This is a genomic window from Yinghuangia soli (genome assembly GCF_021502675.1).
Taxonomy (GTDB): Bacteria; Actinomycetota; Actinomycetes; order Streptomycetales; family Streptomycetaceae; genus Yinghuangia; species Yinghuangia soli.
Genome location: NZ_JAKFHA010000004.1, coordinates 247722 through 270833, shown reverse-complemented (window position 1 = coordinate 270833; position 23112 = coordinate 247722). Strand labels below are relative to the sequence as shown.

General features: G+C 73.4%; 24 protein-coding genes. 15 read left to right on the top strand and 9 right to left on the bottom strand.

Annotation, left to right across the window (positions count from 1 at the left end):
* Positions 1-51: 51 nt before the first annotated feature.
* Positions 52-669, bottom strand: a complete 618-nt coding sequence (locus LZ495_RS10195; RefSeq protein WP_235051742.1) for a hypothetical protein — start codon at positions 667-669, stop codon at positions 52-54.
* Positions 670-937: 268 nt separating this feature from the next.
* On the opposite strand from LZ495_RS10195, the gene LZ495_RS10190 reads away from it, so the two are divergent.
* The gene (locus tag LZ495_RS10190) at positions 938-2368 is read left to right on the top strand and encodes an SDR family NAD(P)-dependent oxidoreductase (protein WP_372498554.1); all 1431 of its coding nucleotides are present in this window, start codon (positions 938-940) and stop codon (positions 2366-2368) included.
* Positions 2369-2475: 107 nt separating this feature from the next.
* Here LZ495_RS10190 and LZ495_RS10185 read toward each other — a convergent pair whose 3' ends face one another.
* Positions 2476-3084, bottom strand: a complete 609-nt coding sequence (locus LZ495_RS10185; protein ID WP_235051740.1) for a PadR family transcriptional regulator — start codon at positions 3082-3084, stop codon at positions 2476-2478.
* Between the two features lie 536 nt (positions 3085-3620).
* On the opposite strand from LZ495_RS10185, the gene LZ495_RS10180 reads away from it, so the two are divergent.
* The gene (locus LZ495_RS10180) at positions 3621-4043 is read left to right on the top strand and encodes a flagellar biosynthesis protein FlhF (RefSeq protein ID WP_235051739.1); all 423 of its coding nucleotides are present in this window, start codon (positions 3621-3623) and stop codon (positions 4041-4043) included.
* A gap of 110 nt (positions 4044-4153) precedes the next feature.
* Positions 4154-5077 carry an LLM class F420-dependent oxidoreductase gene (locus LZ495_RS10175; protein ID WP_235051738.1) on the top strand — a complete coding sequence of 308 codons (924 nt, stop codon included), beginning with the start codon at positions 4154-4156 and terminating at the stop codon, positions 5075-5077.
* A gap of 158 nt (positions 5078-5235) precedes the next feature.
* Here the strand turns inward: LZ495_RS10175 and LZ495_RS10170 are convergent, their stop codons facing one another.
* From LZ495_RS10170 to LZ495_RS10155, 4 genes are all read right to left on the bottom strand, one after another.
* Complete coding sequence (locus LZ495_RS10170; RefSeq protein ID WP_235051737.1) at positions 5236-5691, bottom strand: VOC family protein; 456 nt, start codon at positions 5689-5691, stop codon at positions 5236-5238.
* Positions 5692-5781: 90 nt separating this feature from the next.
* Positions 5782-7017, bottom strand: a complete 1236-nt coding sequence (locus LZ495_RS10165; protein WP_308267881.1) for a pyridoxal phosphate-dependent aminotransferase — start codon at positions 7015-7017, stop codon at positions 5782-5784.
* Between the two features lie 104 nt (positions 7018-7121).
* The gene (locus tag LZ495_RS10160) at positions 7122-7901 is read right to left on the bottom strand and encodes an SDR family NAD(P)-dependent oxidoreductase (RefSeq protein WP_235051736.1); all 780 of its coding nucleotides are present in this window, start codon (positions 7899-7901) and stop codon (positions 7122-7124) included.
* 104 nt (positions 7902-8005) lie between these two features.
* Positions 8006-8602, bottom strand: a complete 597-nt coding sequence (locus LZ495_RS10155) for a nuclear transport factor 2 family protein (RefSeq protein ID WP_235051735.1) — start codon at positions 8600-8602, stop codon at positions 8006-8008.
* A gap of 105 nt (positions 8603-8707) precedes the next feature.
* On the opposite strand from LZ495_RS10155, the gene LZ495_RS10150 reads away from it, so the two are divergent.
* On the top strand, positions 8708-9313 hold the full coding sequence (locus tag LZ495_RS10150; protein ID WP_235051734.1) for a GNAT family N-acetyltransferase: 606 nt from the start codon (positions 8708-8710) through the stop codon (positions 9311-9313).
* Between the two features lie 61 nt (positions 9314-9374).
* Complete coding sequence (locus tag LZ495_RS10145) at positions 9375-10226, top strand: amidohydrolase family protein (protein WP_235051733.1); 852 nt, start codon at positions 9375-9377, stop codon at positions 10224-10226.
* A 39-nt stretch (positions 10227-10265) separates the two neighbouring features.
* On the opposite strand, the gene LZ495_RS10140 is transcribed toward LZ495_RS10145, so the two are convergent.
* Positions 10266-10784, bottom strand: a complete 519-nt coding sequence (locus LZ495_RS10140; RefSeq protein WP_235051732.1) for a hypothetical protein — start codon at positions 10782-10784, stop codon at positions 10266-10268.
* A 144-nt stretch (positions 10785-10928) separates the two neighbouring features.
* On the opposite strand from LZ495_RS10140, the gene LZ495_RS10135 reads away from it, so the two are divergent.
* From LZ495_RS10135 to LZ495_RS10125, 3 genes are read left to right on the top strand one after another with little or no spacing between them, the layout of a single operon-like run.
* Complete coding sequence (locus tag LZ495_RS10135; RefSeq protein ID WP_235051731.1) at positions 10929-11291, top strand: hypothetical protein; 363 nt, start codon at positions 10929-10931, stop codon at positions 11289-11291.
* Positions 11292-11344: 53 nt separating this feature from the next.
* Entirely contained in the window at positions 11345-11749 is a 405-nt protein-coding gene (locus tag LZ495_RS10130) for a cupin domain-containing protein (protein WP_235051730.1), read from the top strand.
* Between the two features lie 25 nt (positions 11750-11774).
* The gene (locus LZ495_RS10125; RefSeq protein ID WP_235051729.1) at positions 11775-12251 is read left to right on the top strand and encodes a GNAT family N-acetyltransferase; all 477 of its coding nucleotides are present in this window, start codon (positions 11775-11777) and stop codon (positions 12249-12251) included.
* Between the two features lie 78 nt (positions 12252-12329).
* On the opposite strand, the gene LZ495_RS10120 is transcribed toward LZ495_RS10125, so the two are convergent.
* Positions 12330-13106, bottom strand: a complete 777-nt coding sequence (locus LZ495_RS10120; RefSeq protein ID WP_235051950.1) for a CPBP family intramembrane glutamic endopeptidase — start codon at positions 13104-13106, stop codon at positions 12330-12332.
* Between the two features lie 905 nt (positions 13107-14011).
* Positions 14012-15490, bottom strand: coding sequence for a glutamate-cysteine ligase family protein (locus tag LZ495_RS10115; RefSeq protein WP_235051728.1), 1479 nt, complete (start codon positions 15488-15490; stop codon positions 14012-14014).
* A 250-nt stretch (positions 15491-15740) separates the two neighbouring features.
* Between LZ495_RS10115 and LZ495_RS10110 the strand changes: the two genes are divergently transcribed.
* The 7 genes from LZ495_RS10110 (at position 15741) to LZ495_RS10080 (ending at position 22977) form a co-directional block, all read left to right on the top strand.
* Positions 15741-16595 (top strand): polysaccharide deacetylase family protein, encoded by an 855-nt coding sequence (locus LZ495_RS10110; protein ID WP_235051727.1) that lies wholly within the window; start codon positions 15741-15743, stop codon positions 16593-16595.
* A 226-nt stretch (positions 16596-16821) separates the two neighbouring features.
* Entirely contained in the window at positions 16822-18267 is a 1446-nt protein-coding gene (locus LZ495_RS10105; protein WP_235051726.1) for a CNNM domain-containing protein, read from the top strand.
* On the top strand, positions 18267-19253 hold the full coding sequence (locus LZ495_RS10100; protein ID WP_235051725.1) for a hemolysin family protein: 987 nt from the start codon (positions 18267-18269) through the stop codon (positions 19251-19253). Before LZ495_RS10105 ends, LZ495_RS10100 begins: the two co-directional genes overlap by 1 nt.
* Positions 19254-19795: 542 nt before the next feature.
* A complete protein-coding gene (locus LZ495_RS10095) occupies positions 19796-20224 on the top strand; it encodes a hypothetical protein (RefSeq protein ID WP_235051724.1) in 429 nt (142 codons plus the stop codon).
* 975 nt (positions 20225-21199) lie between these two features.
* On the top strand, positions 21200-21793 hold the full coding sequence (gene sigK, locus LZ495_RS10090) for an ECF RNA polymerase sigma factor SigK (protein ID WP_372498549.1): 594 nt from the start codon (positions 21200-21202) through the stop codon (positions 21791-21793).
* Positions 21790-22569, top strand: coding sequence for an anti-sigma factor (locus tag LZ495_RS10085; protein ID WP_235051723.1), 780 nt, complete (start codon positions 21790-21792; stop codon positions 22567-22569). The genes sigK and LZ495_RS10085 overlap by 4 nt, the downstream gene beginning before the upstream one ends.
* A 213-nt stretch (positions 22570-22782) precedes the next feature.
* Positions 22783-22977, top strand: a complete 195-nt coding sequence (locus LZ495_RS10080; protein ID WP_235051722.1) for a DUF5999 family protein — start codon at positions 22783-22785, stop codon at positions 22975-22977.
* Positions 22978-23112: the final 135 nt, after the last annotated feature.

Below are 23112 nucleotides of genomic sequence, written 5' to 3'. Positions count from 1 at the left end.
CGTTCGGGGCATCGGGATAGGCCAGGCCCGCGGGCTGCTCCCGGCCTCGGCTCAGCCTGCTCCGCGGGCCTCGGCGACCGCCGCGCGGAGCGCAGCGTCATGCCGGTCCACGACCGGGTCGGCCAGGTCCGCGACGAACACCGCCACCGCGTACGCCACGTCGTCGCCGACGTCCGTGATGTCGTTCAGGATGCCGCGCCAGGCCGCCATGTTCGGGTGCGGCACCGCGGTGTACGCCTCGGCGGGCGACAGCAGCGCGATCGCGGTGCGGACCTGGTCGGGCGTCAGGGCGTACGCGGCGGTCCCACCGGTGTGCCCGCAGGCGGTGGCCAGCACGATCGCGGACAGGGCCGCGCCGCCGGCGTTGGCGACCGGGAAGACCGTGCCGTCGTCGCCGTCCTCTTCGTCCGCCGGGTCCGCCGGGTCCGCCGGGTCCGCCGGGTCCGCCGGGGACCCCGGGGACGCCGCGTCGGCCGGGTCCGCGAGGCCGCCCTCTCCGGGCCGCCGGGCCGCGATGCCCATGCCGAACGCCGCGGGCACCTGCCAGCCCGGCACTGCGGCCTCGAACCGCACCCGGGCGGCCGCGAGTTCCTCCGCGGTGTGCCACTGCTCGGCAGGCGCGCCGGATACCGCAGGAGTCGCCTGCGCCTCGTGGTCGGCGGTGGTCATGCGGCGGCTCCCGGCTCCGGTCCTCGGATGTGTCCGGCCGACGCTACCCGGGCGCTGCGACCGCCGGTAATTCCGGTGCCTCTGCCGTGCCGTGCCCAGTAGCGTGGCCGGGCGTCCGATCCGAACGAGGAGATCCGCGATGGCGCACCGGTACGACGAACTGCCCGGCGGGCTGCGGCCCGCCGCCGCCGAGCCGTAGGGCTCGGACCTTCTGCCTGCGCAAGAACACCCGGGGAGTGCCGCCTTGACCGAGACGATTCCGGCGCCCCTGGCGGCGTCCGGCGACCCGACCACCACCGAGGCGTGCCTCGCGCACCTGGAATCGCTGCGCGAGCTGGCCGCCGACGACCCCCTGCGGATCCGGATCGAGCAGGCCGTCGCGGAGTTCTCCAAGTCCGGCCGCAAGCGGCGCCGGGCCGCCCGCAAACGCGAAGCGGCCGCGGCACGGGCCAGGGTTCTGGCCCGCACCGCGACCGGTGCGGAGGGACGGGTGGACGACGAGCCGCTGGACGCATCGGCCGCGCCGGCATCGGCGGGCCGCGTCGCGGGCGGGCAGCGCTGCTACGTCTGCAAGCAGCACTACACCGTGATCGACGGCTTCTACCACCAGCTGTGCCCGCCGTGCGCGCGCGTGAACCGGCAGCGCCGCGGGGCCCGGACCGACCTGTCCGGCCGCCGCGCACTGGTCACCGGCGGCCGCGTGAAGATCGGCTTCGAGCTGGTGCTCAAGCTGCTGCGGGACGGCGCCGAGGTGATCGTGACGTCGCGTTTCCCGCACGACACGCGGACCCGGTTCGCCGCGGCTCCGGACTACCGCGCCTGGGCGGACCGGCTCTCGGTCGCGCCTGTGGACCTGCGGGACCCGGTGCGGCTCCTCGCCTGGTGCGACGAACTGCTGGCGGACGGGCGTCCGTTGGACATTCTGGTGAACAACGCGGCGCAGACGGTGCGGCGGCCGCCGTCGGCCTATGCGCCGCTGCTCGCCGCGGAGCGGGCCGCGCTGGGTGCTGCGGCGTTCGAGCCGGTGACCGCGCTGACGGCGCTGCCGTCCGCGATCGGCCCTGTGCCCGGGGCCGGCGTGCCGGGTCTGCCTGGCCTCTCGGGCCTACCGGGTCTGCCAGGCCTGCCGGGTCTGCCGGGGCCGCGTAGCGTGCCAGGCCTGCCCGGCTTGCCGTTTCAGGTGGACGCTGCCGGACTGATACCGGACACCGCGTCCGCCAACTCGTGGTCGCAGCGCGTGCACGAGGTCGACCCGCTCGAGATGCTCGAGGTCCAACTGGTCAACGTGACCGCGCCGTTCCTGCTGGTCGGCCGGCTGCTGCCGCTGATGCTGGCGTCGCCGTACGAGCGCCGCTACGTCGTGAACGTGTCAGCCGTGGAGGGGCAGTTCAACCGGGCCTACAAGGCTCCGGGGCACCCGCACACCAACATGGCGAAGGCCGCGCTGAACATGCTCACCCGGACGAGTGCGGCCGATCTGGCCGCCCGGGGCGTCTACATGACCAGCGTCGACACCGGCTGGATCACCGACGAGAAGCCCTTCCCGGACCGCGAGCGGGTGGCCCGCGCGGGGTTCCGCACGCCCCTGGACATCGTCGACGGGGCGGCCCGGGTCTACGACCCGGTGGTCCGCGGAGAGCGCGGCCCCGAGCCGCCCTTCGGATGCTTCCTGAAGGACTACGGGGTCGCGCCCTGGTGACGCGGACGGGACGGGGACCGGCCCCGGGCCGATGATCCGGCCCAGCCGCATCACCCGGACCATGCGGGCGAGGCGGACCTCGTGATCCGCGGGCGGGATCACGGGGTCTACTCGGCTTCGGCGAGGATCAGGTAGAGCTTCTTGCGCGCGTCGTTCATGACCGCGAAGGCCTTGGCGCGCTGGTCCTCGCTGCCGGTCGCCATGACCTGGCGCAGGGCGTCGGCGACCTGGAACACCGCGGTGCGGGCCTCGCGGGACCCTTCGCGGTCGAAGCCCTGGTTGACGGCGTCCCACGGCGCGGTGCCCTCGGGCTGCGCGGCGGCCTCTTCACGGCCGGCCTCGGTGAGCGCGAACAGCTTCTTGCCGCCGGACTCCTCGCCCGCGATGACGCCCTCGTCCTCGAGGAGCTGGAGCGTGGGGTAGACGGAGCCGGGGCTCGGCTTCCACGCGTCCTGGGTGCGCTCGGCGATCTCGCGGATCATTTCGTAACCGTGCATGGGCCGCTCGGCGAGCAGCGCCAGGATCGACGCGCGGACGTCGCCGCGCCGGGCCCGGCCGCCGCGCCCGCGCCCCCGGCCGCCATGGCCGTGGCCGCGGCCGAAGCCGCCCGGGCCGCCGCCCTGACCCCACGAGGAGTCGGGGCCGCCCCAGGGGCCGAACGCCGGACGTCGCATCTCTCGGTCGCCCCATCCGGGGCGGTGCTTCTTGGCATACATGATGTGTCTCCTTCATATCGCGAACCCTTCGCGATGGCTCAACGATATATCGGAATACGCTCGCGATGCAACCCCGACCTTTCTCGTACGCCTCGGCATGCCCCAGCAGCGCGTCCGCGGCACGTCCGCGGCACGCCGGACGGCACTCCGGATGCCCGCCCGGCAGCCCGCGGGCACCGGTCGGCCTCGGAACGCACCCGGACGCCCGGCGTCCGATCCGCGCAGCTTGTGGGCCGAACTCCGGCCAACTCCCGAAGCTGCCCCGGAGATCCGCCCAACTCCCCGCCCCTGCCCAGGGGTTGACCGCCTCCCCGTGGGTACATTCCGGACAAGTGCCGTCATGCATCGAGGCACGAACTCCGGTAGGCAGCCCCCTGCCGCGCCCCGGCACGCCGCGGCAGGAGGCGAATCGCCCGAATCGCCGGTGATCGGGGCACGTCCGAAAAACGCCCTAGGATCGTCGGGACGCAGCGGGTGACCGGCTCGTCACGCCGCGCGGCGGAGCCCTGCCCACCGGATTCGCGAGGGAGTGCACTGTGTGGGTCTGGCTCGGGGTGGGAGTCGCCGGCTACGCGGCCTTCATGGCCGTGGTCGTGCTGGTCCTGCGGGCGGCGAAGGCCCGCAATGCCGCGGAGCGTGCCTCCGACGCGGGCGATCCCGACGTCCCGGGCCGCGGCGGCGCGGTCCCCGCGCAGGCATCGGACGCCCCGGGAACCCCGGGCATCGCGGACGCCGAACGCGCCGCTGACCCGTCCGATCCCCTGGCTCCCCGCGATTCGGACCCCGCCGAATCGGCCCCCGGGGATGGCGAAGAGGGCCCCGAAGAAGACCAGGCGTCCACTCCTTCGGGCGATTCTGCGCGGGATTCCTCCGGCGGCCGTCCCGCGGCCCCCTCCCCCGACTCCCCCGGCTCCCCCGAGGCGGCGCCCGCGCCGGGGAGCACCCGCCGCGCCGGCTGACCGCGTCCGGGCCGCCTGCCGCCGCCCCGGGCACGCCGCCGCCGGCACCCCCGCGAGATCCGCACCGCCCCGCTCCTGACGGTTCGTCAGATCCCTGCTAGCGTCGGCCCATGTTCCTCTCGCTTGGGCTCCCCACCCACCTGGTCGACGCCGGTGCCGATCTGATCAGCGCCGAGGCGGTCATGGAGATGGCGCGCGCCGCCGAGGCCGCGGGCTTCGACGCGGTGTTCACCACCGACCATCCCTTCCCCGGCGACACTTGGCTGGCGCACGGCGGACACCACACCCTGGACCCGATGGTGACGCTGTCGTTCGCGGCGGCCGCCACCACGACGCTGCGGATGCACACGAACCTGTTCGTGCCCGCGTACCGCAACCCGTTCGTCTCCGCGAAGATGATCTCGTCGCTGGACGCGCTGTCGAACGGACGCGTCATCCTCGGCGTCGGCGCGGGCTACCTCGAGCCCGAGTTCGCGGCGCTGGGCGCGGACTTCGCGGACCGCAACGACCGGCTCGACGAGGCGCTGCGCGCCATGCGGGCGGCCTGGACCGGCGAGAGCGTGGTGTTCGAGGGCTCCGGCTACGCCGCCACCGGCAACACGATGCTGCCGCGCCCGGCGCAGCCCCGGATTCCGGTGTGGGTGGGCGGCAACAGCAAGCGGGCCATCCGCCGCGTGGTGGACCTGGGCGACGGCTGGCTGCCCATGCCGGCCCCCGCGAAGGCGTCCAAGAGCCTCAAGACGCCCGGCATCGAGTCGCTCGACGACCTGCGGGCCCGGCTGGACTACGCGCGCGAATACGCCGAGTCGGTGGGCCGCACCGACCCGATCGACGTCATCTTCATGCCGCGCGGGCTCAGCATGTTCTCGGGTGCCGACATCGACGCGGACGCGGTGGTCGAGGACCTGACCGAGCAGGCCTCGGCGGGCGTCACCGGCGTGACGATCGCACTGCCCGCGCACACCCGAGCGGAGTTCCTGGAGCAGGCGGCGCTGTTCGGCGAGCGCATCATCCCGCGGGTGAAGAAGGTCTGATCCGCCCCCGGCAGCGTCCGGCGGCGACAACGGCAGCGGCCCGGCCCCTCGACGTGAGGGGCCGGGCCACTGCCATTGCAGGTCCGAGGGCCGGGCCGCGGCCGTGTGGTCGCGCGGCGCCGCGAGGAGCCGTGCGGAGCCGTGCGGAGCCGAGCGGGTCAGCCGGCCTTCGGCGCCGGCACCGGGTCGACGCCGAACACCCAGGGGGCCAGCACGATGATCCAGCCGTCCGGGTCCGCGAAGCACAGGCAGCCGCGCTCCGGCCAGTACGGGTTGGCGGCCGGCACCGGCTCGTGGCCGCGCTCGGCGAGCCGGGCGGCAGCCGCCGCGACCGCGTCCGGGCCGCTCATGTAGAGGACGAGCTGGTTCTCCGGGTGCGGCTCGGGGATCACCGGCGGGTTGCCGTGCTGGGTGATCTCCAGGTGCACGGCGGCGCCGGGCAGGCCGACCAGCACGCCGTCGTATCCGGCGTGGCCGTCGTCGCCGCGCCAGCGGAAGAGGACGGGCAGGCCCAGGGCGTCCTCGTAGAAGGCCACGACCTCGTCGTAGCGGGCCGTCGGGCGGGCGAAACGAACAGCGCCGACCGGAAGGTGCGCAGGCCACTCATTGCTCATAGCCCAAACCTATCCATGGGCGAACAGAAGCGATCAAGTACGGTCACTTCCGTCGCCCGCCCGGAGTCGGAGGAAGCACGGCGGCCGCGGCTACTGCCGGTAGGACCCGATGAACTTCCCGATCCGGGTGATCGCGTCGTCCAGGTCGTCCACGTGCGGCAGCGTCACGATCCGGAAGTGGTCCGGCGTAGGCCAGTTGAAGCCGCTGCCCTGCACGACCAGGATGCGCTCCTGCAGCAGCAGGTCGAGCACGAACTTCTCGTCGTCCGCGATCGGGCACACCTCGGGGTCGATCCGCGGGAACGCGTACAGCGCACCGCGCGGCTTGACGCAGGTCACCCCGGGGATCGAAGTGAGCAGTTCGTACGCCTTGTCGCGCTGCGCCCGCAGCCGGCCGCCGGGCAGGATCAGCTCGCGGATGCTCTGGTGGCCGCCGAGCGCGGTGGCGATCGCGTGCTGCGCGGGGACGTTCGCGCACAGCCGCATGTTGGCCAGGATGTTGAGGCCCTCGATGTAGTTCGCGGCGTGCGTCTTCGGGCCGGACAGCATGAGCCAGCCGGACCGGAAGCCGGCCACCCGGTAGGCCTTGCTGAGCCCGTTGAACGTCAGGCACAGCAGGTCGGGGGCCAGCGAGGCGAGCGGCACGTGCTCGGCGTCGTCGTACAGGATCTTGTCGTAGATCTCGTCGGCGAGGATCAGCAGGCCGTGCCGGCGGGCCAGGTCCACGATGCCCTCGAGCAGTTCGCGCGAGTAGACCGAGCCGGTCGGGTTGTTCGGGTTGATGACCACGATCGCCCGGGTGCGGTCGGTGATCTTGGCGGCGATGTCGTCGAGGTCGGGGAACCAGTCGGCGCCTTCGTCGCACAGGTAGTGCACGGGGGTGCCGCCGGACAGCGAGACGGCCGCGGTCCACAGCGGGTAGTCGGGGGCCGGGACGAGCACCTGGTCGCCGTCGTCGAGCAGCGCCTGCAGCGACATCACGATCAGCTCGGACACGCCGTTGCCGAGGTAGACGTCCTCGACGTCCACGCCGTGGATGCCGCGCTCCTGGTAGTGCTGCACCACCGCGCGCCGGGCGTGGAAGAGGCCCTTGGAGTCGCAATAGCCCTGGGCGGACGGCAGCCCCATGATGATGTCGTGCAGGATCTCGCCGGGCGCCTCGAAGCCGAACGGCGCCGGGTTGCCGATGTTCAGCTTGAGGATGCGGTGGCCTTCGTCCTCCATCCGCTTCGCCTCGTCGAGGACGGGGCCGCGGATGTCGTAGCAGACCCCGGAGAGTTTGGCCGACTGCCGGATCTGACGGTACGGCAGTTCCTGGATGCTCACCGGCTGGTCCTCCCCGAGCTATGCGTGACGTACCGGGCGAGTCTTCCATGCCGGGCAAAGATCCGCCGCCCGGACACGCACCCGGGCGGCGGTCGGCGGCTGCGTCAGCGGCGGCGCAGTTGCGCGAGGAACGCGTTGGGGTCGGCGTTCTTGGCCTTCGCGGTGGCCGCGTCGCGCTCGGTGGCGTAGGTGATGAAGTCGTCGGTGCCCAGGCAGTCGAGCAAGGCGGCGGCGACCTGCTCCGGGGTCGCGGCGGCGGCCGGGTCGACCGGGAACGGCGGGTCGTTGCCCTCGCGTTCCTTGCTGAACTCGGTGAGCGTGGTGCCCGGCACGAACAGGTGCGCGGCCACGCCGGTGCCGGCCAGTTCCAGGTGCAGCGCCTCGGTCCACAGCTCGACGGCGGCCTTGGACGCGGCGTACGCGCCGACCCCGAAGCTGAACATGTGCACGCCCATCGACGACAGGTTCACGACGTGCCCGTCGCCGCGCTCCAGCATCGCCGGCAGCAGCGCGCCGGTCAGCCGCACGGGGGCCTCGAAGTTGACCGCCATGACCTCGTGCAGGTCCTCGGGGGTCAGCTTGGCGGCGCGGCGGCGCTTGGGGATGCCGGCGTTGTTGACGAGCACGTCGACGCCGCCCAGTTCCTTGGCCGCCTCGGCGGCGAACGCCTCGATGCCGTCGAGGTCGGCCAGGTCGACGGTGAACGCGGCCGCGCCGGGGGTGTGCGTACGGCACTCGGCGAGCACGTCGGCAAGCCGGTCGGCGCGGCGCGCGGCGATGCCGACCACGGCGCCCTCGCGTGCGAACGCGACCGCGGTCGCGGCCCCGATCCCGGACGACGCACCGGTCACCAGTACGCGCTTGCCCTCGAACCGTCCCGCCATCGTGCCCGCTCCCCTGCCGCCGTCGGTGTGCTGGGCCGATCATGTGCCGCGCGGGCGGGCGTTGCAAGAGCTGACACAGCGTCAATCCCCCGGCGGAGAGCCGGTCACGGGGCGATAGTGCCGAGGGCGCCCGGGGCCAGGTGGTGCGGGAAGTCGAAGACCTCGGCGCGGCCGGTGGTGCGGGCCAGGGACTGGTATCGGCGGTGCACGAAGACCCAGCGCGGGGTGCCGGCCGGGCCGGGGGTGCGGCGGTACTGGTCGTGGTAGACGCCGAAGGCGTTGGTCCAGCGCCCGGACTCGCGGTCCTGGCGCAGTTCGCAGATGTAGAGGCGGCCTTCGGCGGCGTCCGGGTCGCCACCGACGGACGTCTCGACGCGGGTGTTGAGCGGCACGAACTGGAAGAACTCGAAGCGTTCGATGGCCCCGGAGATGAACCCGGACACGCCGTCGGGCCCGGCAAGGCGCAGCGGTTCGCCGACGCCGGTGTCGACGACCACGACGGCGTCGGCGGCGAAGATCTCGGCGAACTCGGCCCAGGCGCGGCAGCTGACCGCATCGGCGTACCGGGCCTGCAGGCGGGTCACGCCGATGTAGTCGACGGTCTCGCGGAGCTCGCGCGCCTCGGGGGCCTCGGAGGCTTGCGGGGCTCCGGGGCCGCCGGGTTCGCCGGGCGTGCCGCCGTCGGGTGCGGTCTGCGTCATGCGGGCCTCCTCGTATCCGTTGCGCGGCATCAGGAGAGCCGATTCCGGACGAAGGATCAAGAGCGGTCCTGCGCTCGCGCGCCGGGCATGCCAAGATCGTCCGCTGTGACCAGCCCCACCCCTGCGCCCGGCGCGCAGCCGCCGCCCATGCCGTTCCCGTCCGGCGCCATCCGGCTGGCCGGCTCCGGCCTGGTCCTGCGCGAGTGGGCGGAAGCCGATCTGGACGTGATGGCCGCGGTGTTCGACAACCCCGAGGTCGACCGGTTCACCCCGCTGCCGTCGCCCTTCGACCACGCGGCGGCCGTCGACCGCTACACCCGCGCACGGGCCGACCGCGCCGCGGGGCAGCGGCTGTGCCTGGCGATCACCGAGGCGTCCGCGGCGGATCCGGAGGTGCCGGGCGGGCCGCCGGTCGGCGAGGTGCTGGTCTTCCACGACAAGCACTTCCCCGGCGGCGCGGAGATGGGCTACGGCATCGGAACGGCATACCGCGGCCGCGGCTTCGCGTCGCGTTCGCTGCGGCTGATGGTGGACTTCGCGTACGGGACGCTCGGCTTCGAGCGGGTGGTGCTGCGCATCGTGCAGGACAACCACGCGAGCAACGCGGTCGCCAAGGCCACCGGCTTCGTACCGGACGGCAATGAGCCGATCATCGAGATGACCAAGGGCCGCGAGCATGTGCTGACCACCTGGGTGCATCAGCGGGTCTGACGCGCCAGACCGGTGTCTCGGGTGTCTCGATCGTGCAGCTTCGATCGGTTACGGTCGCGCGGTGACCGGAATCGTCGACACCCACGTGCACATCGTCTCCCCCGACACCGCCCGGTACCCGCGCAGCGGCGGCACCGGGGACGGCGCCGACTACTGGTCGGACGGGGTGGCGACGGCCGAGCACGTCCTGTCCGTGCAGGCCGAGGCCGGCGTCGGTCAGTGCGTGCTGGTGCAGGGGGTCGGGGCGTACGGGTACGACTGCCGGTACGTGCTGGACGCCGCAGCTGCGCATCCCGAGCGCACCCGGGCCGTGGTGGCCGTCGACCCGGCCGACGAGCGGGCACCCGACCGTCTGACGGAGCTGATCGACCATCAGGGTGTGGTGGGCGTACGCCTGTTCGCAGTGTCCGGCGGCCCCGGCAAGCCGCCGCCGGAGTGGATCGGCGCCCCGCACATCGGCCGCCTGCTGGACACCGCCGAAGCCGTCGGCGGCACGCTGGTCCTCACCGCCTTCGCGGACGCCCTGGACCGCTTCGCCCCGCTGCTGGCCGCCCGGCCCGGGCTCGCCGTCGCCCTCGACCACGCCGGATTCCCCGACCCGGCGGCCGGTGCCGCGGGCCTGGCACCGGTGCTGGCGCTCGCCGAACTCCCGCACGTGCGGCTGAAGGTGAGCACGCATCTGTTCGCCTCGTACGCCCCCGACGCGGGCAGCGACCCGGCGGACATCCTCGACACGCTTGCCGACGCCTTCGGCGACGAGCGCCTGCTGTGGGGCTCCGACCACCCTCAGACGCGCACGCCCGGCTACCCCGGCATGGTCGCCCTCGCCCGGCACGCCGTCCGCCGCCGTGCCGCCGCGGGCCAGGCGGCGATCCTGGGCGGCAATGCGCAGGCGCTGTGGTGGGCGGACTGACGCGCTGCTCGCAGGCGTTGTGGTGGGCCGGCCGACGCCCTACTCGCAGGCGGGCACTTGCTGCGCGACCACGCCGCCCGTCTCGATGTGGCCGACGTGCACGTACCCGCGCTTGCCGGACACGATGACGCGCGCCCAGGTGGGGTCGCCCACGCCGCTGACGTACCGCACCTGGCCGGCGATGTGGCACTCGACCATGACCCGGGTGTTGCGCTCCGCGCTGAGCACCGGCTTGCCGCGCTCCGCGGGCTGCTTGTAGACGGCAAGCGCGAAGCGGGACTTGACGGTTCCCGGGATCGCCTCGGGCCCGGCGACCGGCGGCCCGGTGGGCTCGGGCGACTCGGTCTGCGCGGGGTCCCCCTGACCGGTCTCGCTGCCGGAGCCCGCGGCCTGCGCGGTCTCCTCGCCGCCGCCCATCTTCACCACGATGAGCACGACCAGCAGGAAGAACACGACGAGCACGACAGGCGCGACCAGCCCCGGCCGCGGACGCCGCGGCGCGTCGGCCGCCGCCTCCCGCCGCAGTTGCCACCGCTCGCGGATCCCGCTTCCCATCATGGGCACCCCCTCCACGGCCGCGCCGCCCGCAATCCGGACACGGGCCACCGATACCTGCACCGACACGCCGAGCCGGACCGGGGCCGGCCGGTGGCGTGACGACCATCATTCCGTTCGGCCCCACGCGGACCCAAGGATCTCACCGTGCCTGCCCCCGAGTTCTCGGTGCCCGCCGTCCCCGCCCCGGCGGTCGACGACGTGTCTGGCATGCCCCCGCCCGGGCCCCGGCACTCCTCGGAGAGCCTGGCTCTCGCCGGCGAAGACGGCACGGCGCAGCGGCTCGCGGTCGGATTCCTGCTCTCCCACCACGGCAACACGCGGGCGGCGTACACCAGGGACCTGTCCGACTACGGCAGTTGGTGTGCGGGGCTCGGCCTCGAGGTGCTCGACGCACGCCGCGTCCATATCGACGCGTACGTCGAACACCTCACGCGCGACGGCGCCGCGCCCTCGACCGTCGTACGGGCCTCGCCGGCCTCATCGACACCGACCCCCCCGCAGGACTGAGCACGTCAAAAACGTACAAGCCTCGTGCACATCGACTCGGCCAGGATCGGGACATGACGACGAACCCCATCAACCTGACCAAGGCGCTCGCGAGCTTCGACGAGGTGTACAGCCCGCGGATCGTGGCGCGCATGAACGACTACGACGTGCGGATCGCCCACACGCTCGGCGAGCACGTGTGGCATGTGCACGAGGACACCGACGAGTTCTTCCTGGTCCTGGACGGCCGCTTCGACATCGCCCTGCGCGAGGCCGACGGCACCGAGCGCACGGTGGTCCTGGAGGTCGGCGACACCTTCGTCGTCCCGAAGGGCACCGAGCACAAGCCGTCGTCGCCGGGCGGCTCCATCCTCATGTTCGAGCCTTCCGGCACCTCGACCACCGGCGACCGCCACGAGGGCGAGATCCCCTCCCACGTCACCAGCACCGCGGGCCAGGACCTTGACGTCCCGTCCTGAGCGCGGCGCCCTGCATGATGGCCCCATGAACGATCAAGGCACGGCCCAGGTGCAGGTACGGCATGCCCGGCCGGGCGACCTCCCGGAGGTCGCCCGCCTGGCCGCCGAGCACGCGGAGTACGAGAAGGCTTCGCCCCCGCCTGCGGACCTGGCCGACCGCCTCTCCGCCCTGCTCTTCGGCTCCGCCGCCCCGCGCCTCCGGGTCCTCGTCGCGGAGCTCGCCCCCGGCGAACTCATCGGCTACGCCTCCTGCGCACCCGAGATGTCGACCTGGGACGGCGCCGAGTACATGCACATGGACTGCCTGTTCCTCCGCGACGGCCACCGCGGCCTGCGCGTAGGCCCCAAGCTCATCGAAGCCGTCGCCACCGAGGCCCGCAGCCTGGGCATCGACCATGTGCAGTGGCAGACACCCCCGTGGAATACGGACGCCATCCGCTTCTACAACCGCCTGGGCGCAACCTCGAAGGAAAAGCTCCGCTTCACCCTGCCGGTCGACTAAGCGTTCGGCCGTGGTTCAGGCCCGGTACGTGGCCGTCAGTCGTCCGGAGGGCCACCCGACCCGGACATGGGCGACCGGCTATGGGGTGGGCAGCCAGGAGACCTTGCCGGCCAGGAGGACGTAGCCCACGAAGGCCACGATGTCGATCAGGGCGTGGGCGACGAGGAGGGGCATGACGCGGCCCCAGCGCTTGTAGAGCAGGCAGAAGATGACGCCCATCGCCAGGTTGCCGAAGAAGCCGCCGATGCCCTGGTAGAGGTGGTACGAGCCGCGGAGCACGGAACTGGCGGCGACGGCTTTCGGGAAGGACCAGCCGAGAGCCTGCAGGCGGTGCATCAGGTAGCCGAGGACGACAACTTCCTCGAGGGCGGCGTTCTGGATCGCGGAGAGGACCAGGACGGGGATGCGCCACCAGACGTCGGGGAGGCTGGTGGGGACGACGGTGAGGTTGGCGCCGGAGGCGCGCGCGGCGAGGTAAAGGGCCAGGCCCGTACCGCCGATCGCGGCCGCGACCAGGGCGCCGCGGCCCAGGTCGAGGAGGCGCTGGCCGGCGTCCACGCCGAGGTCGCGGAGCGATTCGCCGTTGCGGGTGAGCAGGTGGGCGACGAGGAAGACCGGCACGAGCGCGGTGGCGATGCCGAAGAGCTGCCAGGCCAGGTCCAGCCAGGGGCGTCCCGGGGCGGCCGACCGGTTGAGGGTGGCGGCCTGGTCGGCGAGGCCGCCCGGGCGGGTGATCGAGCCGAGGAACGAGATCAGCGAGGAGAGCCCGGACGCGCCGAGCGAGAGCGCGAGGACCAGCACCACTTCGTCGCGCAGGATCTTGCGGCGCGGCGGCACCGGGCGGGGGCCGCGCAATTGGCCGTCGGCGGGCGGTTCGGCGTGGGCTTCCGTGATCACCCGGACAATGTAGTGCGGCGACCGGCACGCATCGCCGGTCCCCGCCGCTCGGCCTCGACGGTCCGCTGAGTGCCTCGGGCCGCCTTGGAGCTCCGGCCCGCTTGGTGCTCGGCTTCGACGGTCTGCCGGGTGCTCAAGACCGCTTGGTCCTCGCGTCCCCGATTCCCAGCGCTCCGGCCCAGCCCCCGCCCAACTCCGCGGGCACCTCCGGGCCCTTCGACCTTGCGCCCCGTCCGGGTAGGAAGGGCCGGGACAGGTGCCGCGGCAGGCGCAGCGTCCAGTCGGTCTGGAGCGAGGTCCCGCGGACGGCGGGGAGGGTGGCGGGCGGTGGGGCCGGGCGTTGCCGAGTGATCGCCCAGGCCCGAACGGCCTGCACCCAGCCATCGCCGCGCCCTTGCGCCATGCCGTCGCCCGGCCACCGGCCGGTCGCTGGCCGGTCTCCGCATGGCCGGTCTCCGCAGGGCGGAAGCCCTCCCGGGCCCTTCGCGCTTGCGCCCCGGCGCGGGCGCGAAGGGCCGGGACGGGCGCCGCGGCGAGTGCGGTGTTCGGTTGGTGTGGGCCGGGTTCCGCGGCGGGCGGCGGACCCGACGGGCTCGGTGGCGGGCGGCGGACCGGGCGGGTTCGGGGGCGGCCGACCGGCATCGCCGAGTGGTTGCCCAGCCCTGACCGGCCTGCGCCCGGACCCGACCCCAGCCCCGGTCCCGCCACCAGCCCCAGCTGCCAGCCCCAGCCCCAGCCCCAGCCCCAGCCGGCGTCGCGTCCTTGCGCTGCGCAGTTTCGCGGGGCTCGACCGGCCTGCGGGCCCTCTGGACGCTTCTTGCTCCCTCCGGTGCGTGGGCTGCCCCGGCAGCGGCCTCGTTCGGTCAGGGGATGGGCCAGGTGTGGACCGGCGTACCCCCGCGCATCAGTTCGGCGTAGCGGAGCGTCATCGCGCGGAGAGCGCCCAGGCGGTCGAGGCCGAGGCGGTCGCGGTAGTGGTGGAACATGGCGCTCTGCCACGCCGCGCCGTTGGTGCGCCGCAGGCAGCGCTGTTCGATGATGCCGAGGTACTGGTCGCTCTCGCGGGCGTCGATGCCCCAGGCGTCCAGGCCGCGCCGGGCGCGGGGCAGGAGTTCGCGCAGGACGAGGTCGGTGACCGGGACGCGGCCCAGGCCCGGCCAGGTGAGTTCGGCTTCGATGCCGTCCCGCGCGCCGGTGTGGAAGTTCTCGGTGGCCTGCTCGAAGGACATGCGCTGCCAGACCGGCAGTTCGTCCTCGACGAGGGAGCGTACGACGCCGTAGTAGAAGGCCGCGTTGGCGATGATGTCGTCGACGGTCGGGCCGGCCGGCAGCACGCGGTTCTCGACGCGCAGGTGCGGTTTGCCGCGCGCGACGTCGTACACCGGGCGGTTCCAGCGGTAGATCGTGCCGTTGTGCAGCTTGAGTTCGCGCAGGTGCGGGATGTCGCCGCGGTCCAGCGCCTCGACCGGGTCCTCGTCGTCGCAGATCGGCAGCAGCGAGGGGAAGTAGCGGACATTCTCGGCGAACAGGTCCACGACGGAGTCGATCCAGCGTTCGCCGAACCACGTGAGCGGGCGTACGCCTTGCGCGATGAGCTCCTCGGGGCGGGTGTCGCACGACTGCTCGAAGAGGATCGGCCGCGTCTCGCGCCAGAGTTCGCGGCCGAAGAGGAACGGCGAGTTGGCGCCGAGCGCGACCTGGACCCCGGAGATGGACTGCGCCGCGTTCCACGCCGCGCCGAAGTTGTCCGGGGTCACCTGGAGATGCAGCTGCACGGACGTGCAGGCCGCTTCGGGGGCGATGCTCGCGGACGTGGTGACCAGGCGTTCGACGCCTTCGATCTGGAGCTGGATGTCCTCGCCGCGGGCCATCAGGATCTGGTCGTTGAGGAGCGTGTACCGCGGGTTGTGGGACAGGTTCTCGAGCACCATGTGGGCGTCGGTGAGGGTCGGCAGGATGCCGATCATGACGATGCGGGCACCGGATTCGGCGGCCTTGCGGTCCGCATAGTCCAGGCTGGTGCGCAGTTCTTCGGCGAGTTCGGAGAACACCGGCCCGGCCAGCCGGTGCGGCGGGATGTTGACCTCGATGTTGAACTGCCCCAGTTCGGTCTGGAAGTCCGGGCTGGCGATGCGGTCCAGGACCTGGTCGTTGACCATGCACGGCAGGCCGTCGGCGTCCGCGAGGTTGAGCTCGATCTCGACGCCCATGAGTTTGCGCGGGCTCTCGAACCGGTGCTCGGCGAGCATGCGTTCGAGTGTGGCAAGGCAGCGCCGGAGCTTGTGCCGGTAGCGCTGCCGGTCGGACCTGGTGAACTCGATCTGGTCGACCTTCTCCCCCATGGGCGTCCTCCCCGAGTCGATCCCGGCTCCCAGGGAACCGCACGCGGAGCCGCCGCGTCACCCCTGACATCAGGTCATCCGGCCAGGGATGGCAGACGCGCACGGAGGCCTCTTCCGCGGGGATTTCGTGATCACCAGGGTGTGAGCGGCCCGGGTGGTGCGTACGTATTCCTGCCGGTGCGCCCGCGCGTCGTGTCTGGGGCGGCACGGCGGTTCACCACGTTCCACCTGGGGGTTCACCGTGCCCGAGATGCCTGTGCGCAGTGCGTCGTTCCAAGCGGCGGTCGTCGCGCTCGCCGTGTTCCTGTGCGGCTTTCTGGTCTGGACCGCGAGTGCGGACACCGTGCGTTCCGGTACGCCGGTGGCCGGATCGCGTCCGACGCAGGACGATGCCGGCCAACCGCCGCAGCCCGGGGGGCCGTCGGACGGTCCCGCGAGCCTGCCGAGCGGCGCCGCGACGCCGCCGGCCGGCGGGCCGCCCGCGCACGACACGGGCAAGGTCTCGACCGCGCTGCAGTCCCGTACCGGGCACACCGACGGCGGCAAGTGGGTCGCGCTGACGTTCGACGACGGGCCGTGGACGACGTACACCGGCCAGGTGCTGGAGATCCTGAAGCAGCACGACATCAAGGCCGTCTTCTGCGTGGTCGGCAACCAGGCGAAGGCGCTGCCCGGGCAGATCCGCGACATCGTGGCGGCCGGGCACACGCTGTGCAACCACACCATGAGCCACGACACGAAGATGCCCGACCGCACGCCGGACGAGATGCGCGCGCAGATGCAGGGCACCCTGGACGCCATCCGCGCCGCGGTGCCGAACGCGCCGGTGCCGTGGTACCGCGCGCCCGGCGGCATGTGGTCGCCGCAGGTGCAGGAGATGGCGGCGTCGCTGGGCATGCGGTCGCTGGGCTGGACGGTGGACACCCTGGACTGGCGGAAGCCGGGCATCGACAAGATGAACGAGACGATGTCCAAGCAGCTCGGCCCGAACGGCGTCATCCTGATGCACGACGGCGGCGGGGACCGGACCATGAGCGTGGACTACCTGCGCCAGCTGATCCCGAATCTGCTGGCCCAGGGCTACAAGTTCACCGTCCCGGTATGACGCGCTGGCCGGGCGGCCGCCTGGGTGGCGCAGCCCCACCGGCGGTCCGCCGCCCGGCCTCGGCGAGCACCTCGGCAAGCACCCCGGCGGCAGCCGCGGCGGCGGTCCCGGGCAGCGTCCGGATGTGGCGTGGCGTGCTCCGGGTTGCCCGGAAGCCGACGTAATCTGACCGGACGGCGCCTGCCGCGGGTGCCGTCCGGGGCCGTCGGTGCGGAGGCTCCGGACCGTGGGCCGACCGAGGAGACCGGCGATCGACGTCGCGTTGCCGTTATTGCTGCTCGCCGTGCTGATCGCGGCGAACGGCATGTTCGTGGCCGCCGAGTTCGCGCTGATCACGGTCGAGCGCAGCCGGGTCGAGGAGCTCGCCCACGAGGGCGACCGCGGCGCCACGCGCGTCCTCAGGGCGCTGCGCACGCTGTCGTTCCAGCTGTCCGGGGCGCAGCTGGGCATCACCATCACGTCGTTGGTCGCCGGGTACGTCGCCGAACCCGCGCTGGCGCACATCGTCGAGCCGGTCGCCCGGTGGATCCCGGGCATCGGGGACGCCGTCGCGGACAACCTGACGGGCCCGCTGGCGCTGGTCACCGCCGCCGCGGTGCAGATGGTGCTGGGCGAACTGGTCCCCAAGAACGCCTCGATCGCCCGGCCGCTGGAGGTGGCGCGGATCGCCGGGCCGTTCCAGGCGGCGTTCTCCGCGGTCTTCCGCCCGGTCATCACCTTCCTCAACGGCTCCGCGAACTTCTTCGTCCGGCGGCTGGGCATCGAGCCGCAGGAGGAGCTGGGATCGGCGCGCTCCGCGGAGGAACTGGCCCAGCTGGTACGCCACTCCGCCCGGGCGGGGGTGCTGCCGCCGGGGACCGCGCGCGTGCTGCACCGGGCGCTGCGGTTCTCCGAGAAGCAGGCCGACGAGGCGATGACGCCGCGTACGGACGTGGTGTCGCTGCCGCCGTCCGCGACCGTCGCCGACCTGATGGCCGCGGCGCGCGACAGCGGCCACAGCCGCTTCCCGGTGCGCGGTGCGAACCTCGACGAGATCACCGGGATCGCGGTGGTGCACGACGCCTTCCCCATCGCGCCGGAGCGGCGCGCGAAGACCCCGGTGCGGGCGATCGTGCGGCCGCCGGTCCTGGTGCCGACCTCGCTCAACCTCGACCGCGTGGTCGAACGCCTGCGCGAGGCGCACACCCAACTCGCGGTGGTGGTCGACGAGTACGGCGGCACCGCGGGCGTGGTGACGGCCGAGGACCTGGCCGAGGAGCTGGTCGGCGACCTCGCCGACGAGCACGATCCGATGGACGAGCCGGACGCCCCCTTCGCGCCGCCGGCCCGGGACACCACGCAGCCGCTGCGCCTTTCGGGGCTGCTGCGCGCGGACGAGGTGGAGGAGGCCAGCGGCTGGCGGATGCCCGAGGGCGACTACAGCACGCTGGCCGGCCTGGTGCTGGCCCACCTGGGGCACGTGCCGCAGGTGGGCGAATGGGTGGACGTCGAGGACCGCCGGGTCATAGTGGCGGCGATGGACAAACTGCGGGTCGACGAGGTCGAGATCGTCCGGCTGCCCGGCGAGCCAGGCGAGCGCGACGAGCCCGGTGGGCCCGGTGAGCCCGGCACCGAGGCCGGCCCGGACGAACGCCGCCCCGATGGCGGCCGCGGCCCGGCGGGAGGCTCCTAATGGCCGGCGCACTCGTCCTGTCCGTCGTGCTGCTGCTCGCCAACGCGTTCTTCGTGGGCGCCGAGTTCGCCCTCGTCTCGGCCCGCCGCACCAAGATCGCGCCCAAGGCCGAGGAAGGCTCGAAGCGCGCCCGGATCGTGCTGCACGGCATGGAGCAGATCTCCCGGATGCTGGCCGCGGCCCAACTGGGCATCACCGTAGCCTCGCTGGGCCTGGGCGCGGTCGCCGAGCCGGCCATCGAACACCTCCTCGAAGGCCCGCTCGAAGCGGTCGGCATCCCGCACGGCGCGGTGCGGCCGCTGGCGTTCGCCATCGGACTGGCGTTCGTGGTCTTCTGCCACATGGTGCTGGGCGAGATGGTGCCCAAGAACATCGCGCTGGCCGGCCCCGAGGAGTCCGCGCTGTGGCTCACGCCGCCGCTGTGGCTTTTCGCGCGGCTCACCGCGCCGATCCTGTGGTTCTTCAACCATGTGGCGAACGGATGCCTGCGGCTGTTCCGGGTCGACCCGGTCGACGAGGTGCGCAGCGTCTACACCGCGGAGGAACTGCCCGCGGTGCTCGCCGAGTCGCACGAGCACGACCTGCTCGACCAGCGCGGGCACAACCGCCTGTCGGCCGCGCTGACCCTGACCTCGCGTACCGCGGACCAGGTCATGCGGCCCTGGAGCGAGGTGCGTTCGCTGGCCGCGCCGGTGACGGGGCGGGCCCTCGAACGCGCGTCCGTGGAGACCGGCCGCTCGCGTTTCCCGGTACTGGACGGCGACCGGCTGCAGGGCTACGTCCACGTGCACGACACGCTGGACCGCGGCCCGGACGACGACGTGCCGGTCTACCCGCTGCTCACCGTGCCGCCCGGCACCACGCTGTCGGTGCTGCTCGGCCGGATGCGGGCGGGGCGCACCCATCTCGCGGTCGTGGCGGATCCGGACGGCGCCCCGGAAGGGCTCACGAGTCTGGACGACGTGCTCGCCGGCTTTCTGGCTTGATCACGCCGCTCGGGACGCCCCGCGCGGCCCCGCGCCCGTCCGACGCGCCCCTCGAGCGCCCCCGTACCCCCTGGGTACGGCCGCGTCGGGCCTCCGACCGGCGAAAACCCCACAATCAGGCGGCTAGCAGGCGACTACCGACAGAGAATCGTCAGCAGTTCGTTACTTTTCGCAGCCGTTCAAGTACAATGCGCTGACCGGCTTGTACGGTCGGTTCCTGCATTGCGCGGCGCAGCACCCGCCCGGACCGGACCGGCACAGCGGCTTTTTTCTCCTTCACTCTCGGCCTCGATCCACGCCCTGCGGCGTGACCCCGGACGCTGCATCAGAAATGAGGCGGTCTCATGGTCCTGCGTGTGCCCGAAACACCCGAGCACGCCCGGGAGGCCGTACGAGCGGTGCTTGATGCGCCGTATCGGCGGCCGACACCTTCGCAAGACCCCGAATCCACCGAACCGGACCCTCCGGCGTCTCCGCGGTCCCCTGAAGCGGCGCGCGACGCCGTGCTGCCGGGGCCGTTCACCGCGGTGTGCCCGCACCGCATGTTCGAGGTCGACCTCGCCGACCTGGCGGCCGGCCGCGGCGTGGAGGCGGCTCGGCCGGTCGGATGGCGCTGGCTCGTGCACGACGGCGGGCACACGGTCGGCGCGGTCGAGGTGGCCGACACCGGCCACGGCCCGGTCGCGCGCTTCACCGAGGGCCCGTTCACCACCTGCACCGATGCGGCCGTCGCGACGGTCCGCAGCCTCCCGCAGATCGAACGCGGGTACTACGAACTGCGGTTGCTGCACATCCCCGGCCTGTACACGGTCGCCTTGTGGCTCGCCGACCTGATCGGGTGGCAGGACCTGCTGGTCCCGCTGGCCCCCGCACCGCCCGGCGTCCAGCCGCTGCGCGCGTATCCGGCGGACGAACTGGCCGGCGCACTCGGCGCCCGCGGCCGCCGCCTCCTGGCCGCCGCCCAGGCCTGACCGCCCGAGCCGGCCCGCAGCCCCGACCGCCGAGCCTGCCCTGCAGGCCCGACCGCCAGGCCCCGCCTCCGGCACCCGACCGCCCGCCCGCAGCCCCGCCCCGCACTCCCCGGCGCCCCGACCGCCGCACCAGGCCGGGCACCAGCACCCGCAGCTTGCCGCGATTTCCCCGCCCGGCCACCAATCCGCGCCGCCCCCGGCCGCGAACCCCCGGTGACACCAAGGCGGGTGCGCAAGCGCCCGGGTGAATCCCCCAAGCGGGGAGGAGACCGCCACGTCCCCTCCCCGCCCCGGGAGAATCCCGGCACCGCACGCCACCCGGCTCTCGCCAACCGCCGGACCAGGGGTGCAGCATGGCCGCAGCGCAACCCACCGCCGCCCAGCGCGGAGGCCCGCCGTGAACCAGCGAAACGCCCCACCCACCCCCGCCCGGCGCCGCACAAAGACGCCGGCCGCCGGGCCCCACACCCCGCAGCGGACGCCGGCTGAACCGTCCCCCACCACCGCGTCCCGCCCCTGCAACCCACCCCTGGCCGCCCCCACCGCACCCCCGTCACGGAGCCCGGCCATACGCCCCACGAGCACGCCCACCACTGCCTGTTCCGGTCCCGCTTCCCCCGCACCGGACGGTCCCCCGACCGCCCCGTCCCGCCACCACCGCCCGCTCCTCCCCGACCGCACAGCGCCCTCGACGGCCCGCCCCCCGCAACTGCCGTACGAGACGGCCGTCGAGCCGTCCCCTGCCGCCACGCGCCGCCGCGGACAGGTCCTGGGCGACCTCGCGGCACCCCTGACGACAGGCCCCGCCGGAAACGGGCCGACCATGCGCCCCCATCCCGTTGGGCGGCCAGTTCCGGGCGACCTGGCAGCTCTGCCGAATCCTCCCCGCAACCCCTCCGCCCGGGCCGGCGCAGCACCCCCGTGCGCAGCTCGGGTCGCCGCGGCGCGCGTGTGCGGCCTTCACCTGGAGGTGTCGTGCGGGCGCTGAGGACCGTCCGGAGCGAGTCCGCGCCTGATCCCGAGGCGCCCCTGGAAGTGCTGCTCCCCCTCGTGGCGCGCGGGGATACCGCAGCCTTCGAAGCCGTCTACGCCCGGGTCTCGCCCGTCGTCCTCGGTGTGGTGCTGCGCGTCCTGCGCGATCCGGCGCAGTCGGAGGAAGTCGCGCAGGAGGTGCTGGTCGAGATCTGGCGCAGTGCGGCGCGGTTCGATGCGGCGCGCGGCAGTGCCGGCGCGTGGGTATGCACCATGGCGCACCGGCGTGCGGTGGACCGAGTGCGTTCCGCGCAGTCGGCCGCGGACCGCGAGGAGCGTGTCGGGCGGCAGGCCGAAGTGGCGGCGTACGACGAGGTGGCGGAGGAGGTGGAGGCACGTATGGAACGCGAGCAGGTGCGCAGGTGTCTGGCCTCGCTCACCGAGTTGCAGCGGGAGTCCATCACCCTCGCCTACTACGGGGGTTACACGTACCGTGAGGTCGCCGAGCTGCTCGACGTCCCGCTCGGCACCGTGAAGACGCGGCTCCGGGACGGCCTTATCCGCATGCGCGACTGCCTGGGGGTGACCTCGACATGAACCATCCCCTCGGCCCGGCCCGCCGCAGTGCCGGCGACGGCGACGACGCCCATGCGCTGACCGGCCCGTACGCGGTCGACGCGCTGGACGCCGCCGAGCGCGCCGCGGTGGAGCGGCACTTGGAAGCCTGCCCGGCGTGCCGCGAGGAGGTCCGCGAGCTGCGCGAGACCGCCGCCCGGCTGGCCAGCACGACCGCGGTGCGGCCGCCCGACCGGCTGCGTGCCCGGGTGATGTCCGAGATCCGCTCGGTCCGCCAGGTCCCCCCGCCGCGCAGCGCCGGTGCAGGCGGCGCCCATGCTGCGCTGCCGATCCGCCGGACGCGCGCCGCACGGCTGCCGTGGCTGGCCGCCGCGGCCATGTTCGCGGCCGCGGTGGTGCTCGGCGTGCTGCTCATGGACGCGAAATCCGGCGGCGACACGCGTGCCGAGCGCATCGCCGCGGTGATCGCCGCGCCGGATGCCCGGGGCGCGTCCGGCGCGGGCCCGGACGGCAGCCGGATGACGGTGCTGGCGTCGCGTGAAGTGGACAGGATGCTGGTCCTCGCGGACGGGCTGCCGCCCGCCGGACCGGCCCGTGTCTACCAGGTGTGGTTCATGACGGACGCAGGCGTCCGGTCGGCCGGTCTGCTCGACGAAACCGCAGGTGGGAACGCTTCCGCGAGTCTGATGGCGGACCGGTTGGGCGATGCCGCGCGCATCGGGGTCACCCTCGAGCCCGCAGGCGGGTCACCCGCGCCCACCACCCGTCCGGTGCTGGTGATGACCCTCCCGGTGTAGCGCCATGGCGCGGTCGGGTGAGAAGTGCGAAATTCGCTGCGGCAGGCTCCCGACAGGCGCAGGATGGGACAAGACACGAGTCAGGTCGTGTCGCGGCCGCGCAAAGGCGCGCGGCCGCAGCGCACCGCACGACAACGCGCCACTCCGCAGGGCCGGTCGGCCACCGCCCGGCCTGTCGCGATTCATCGCGAAGACCACCGAGAAGGTACGAGGATGTGCCAGCACCAACCGCAATGCCCACCGGCCGACAGCCCTGACCGGGAGGCTGCGCACGTGATCGCCGCCCATCCCGAGCAGGGGTGGAGTCTGCTGTGCAACGGCGTGGTCCTTTTCGAGGACACCGGGGAGCTCCTCCCGGACGGGCGGCTGATCGCGCCGCACCGGCCTCGCGTCCGGCTTGCCGCCTGAGGGGGCCTCAGAGCAGCAGCGGAACAGCGCCTGTCCCGCCGAAAAGTGCGGGGACGCCCGGGGGGGGGGGGGGGGGGGGGGGGGGGGCCCCCCCCCGGGGGGGGGGGCCGGGGGGGGGGGGGGCGCGGGGGGGGG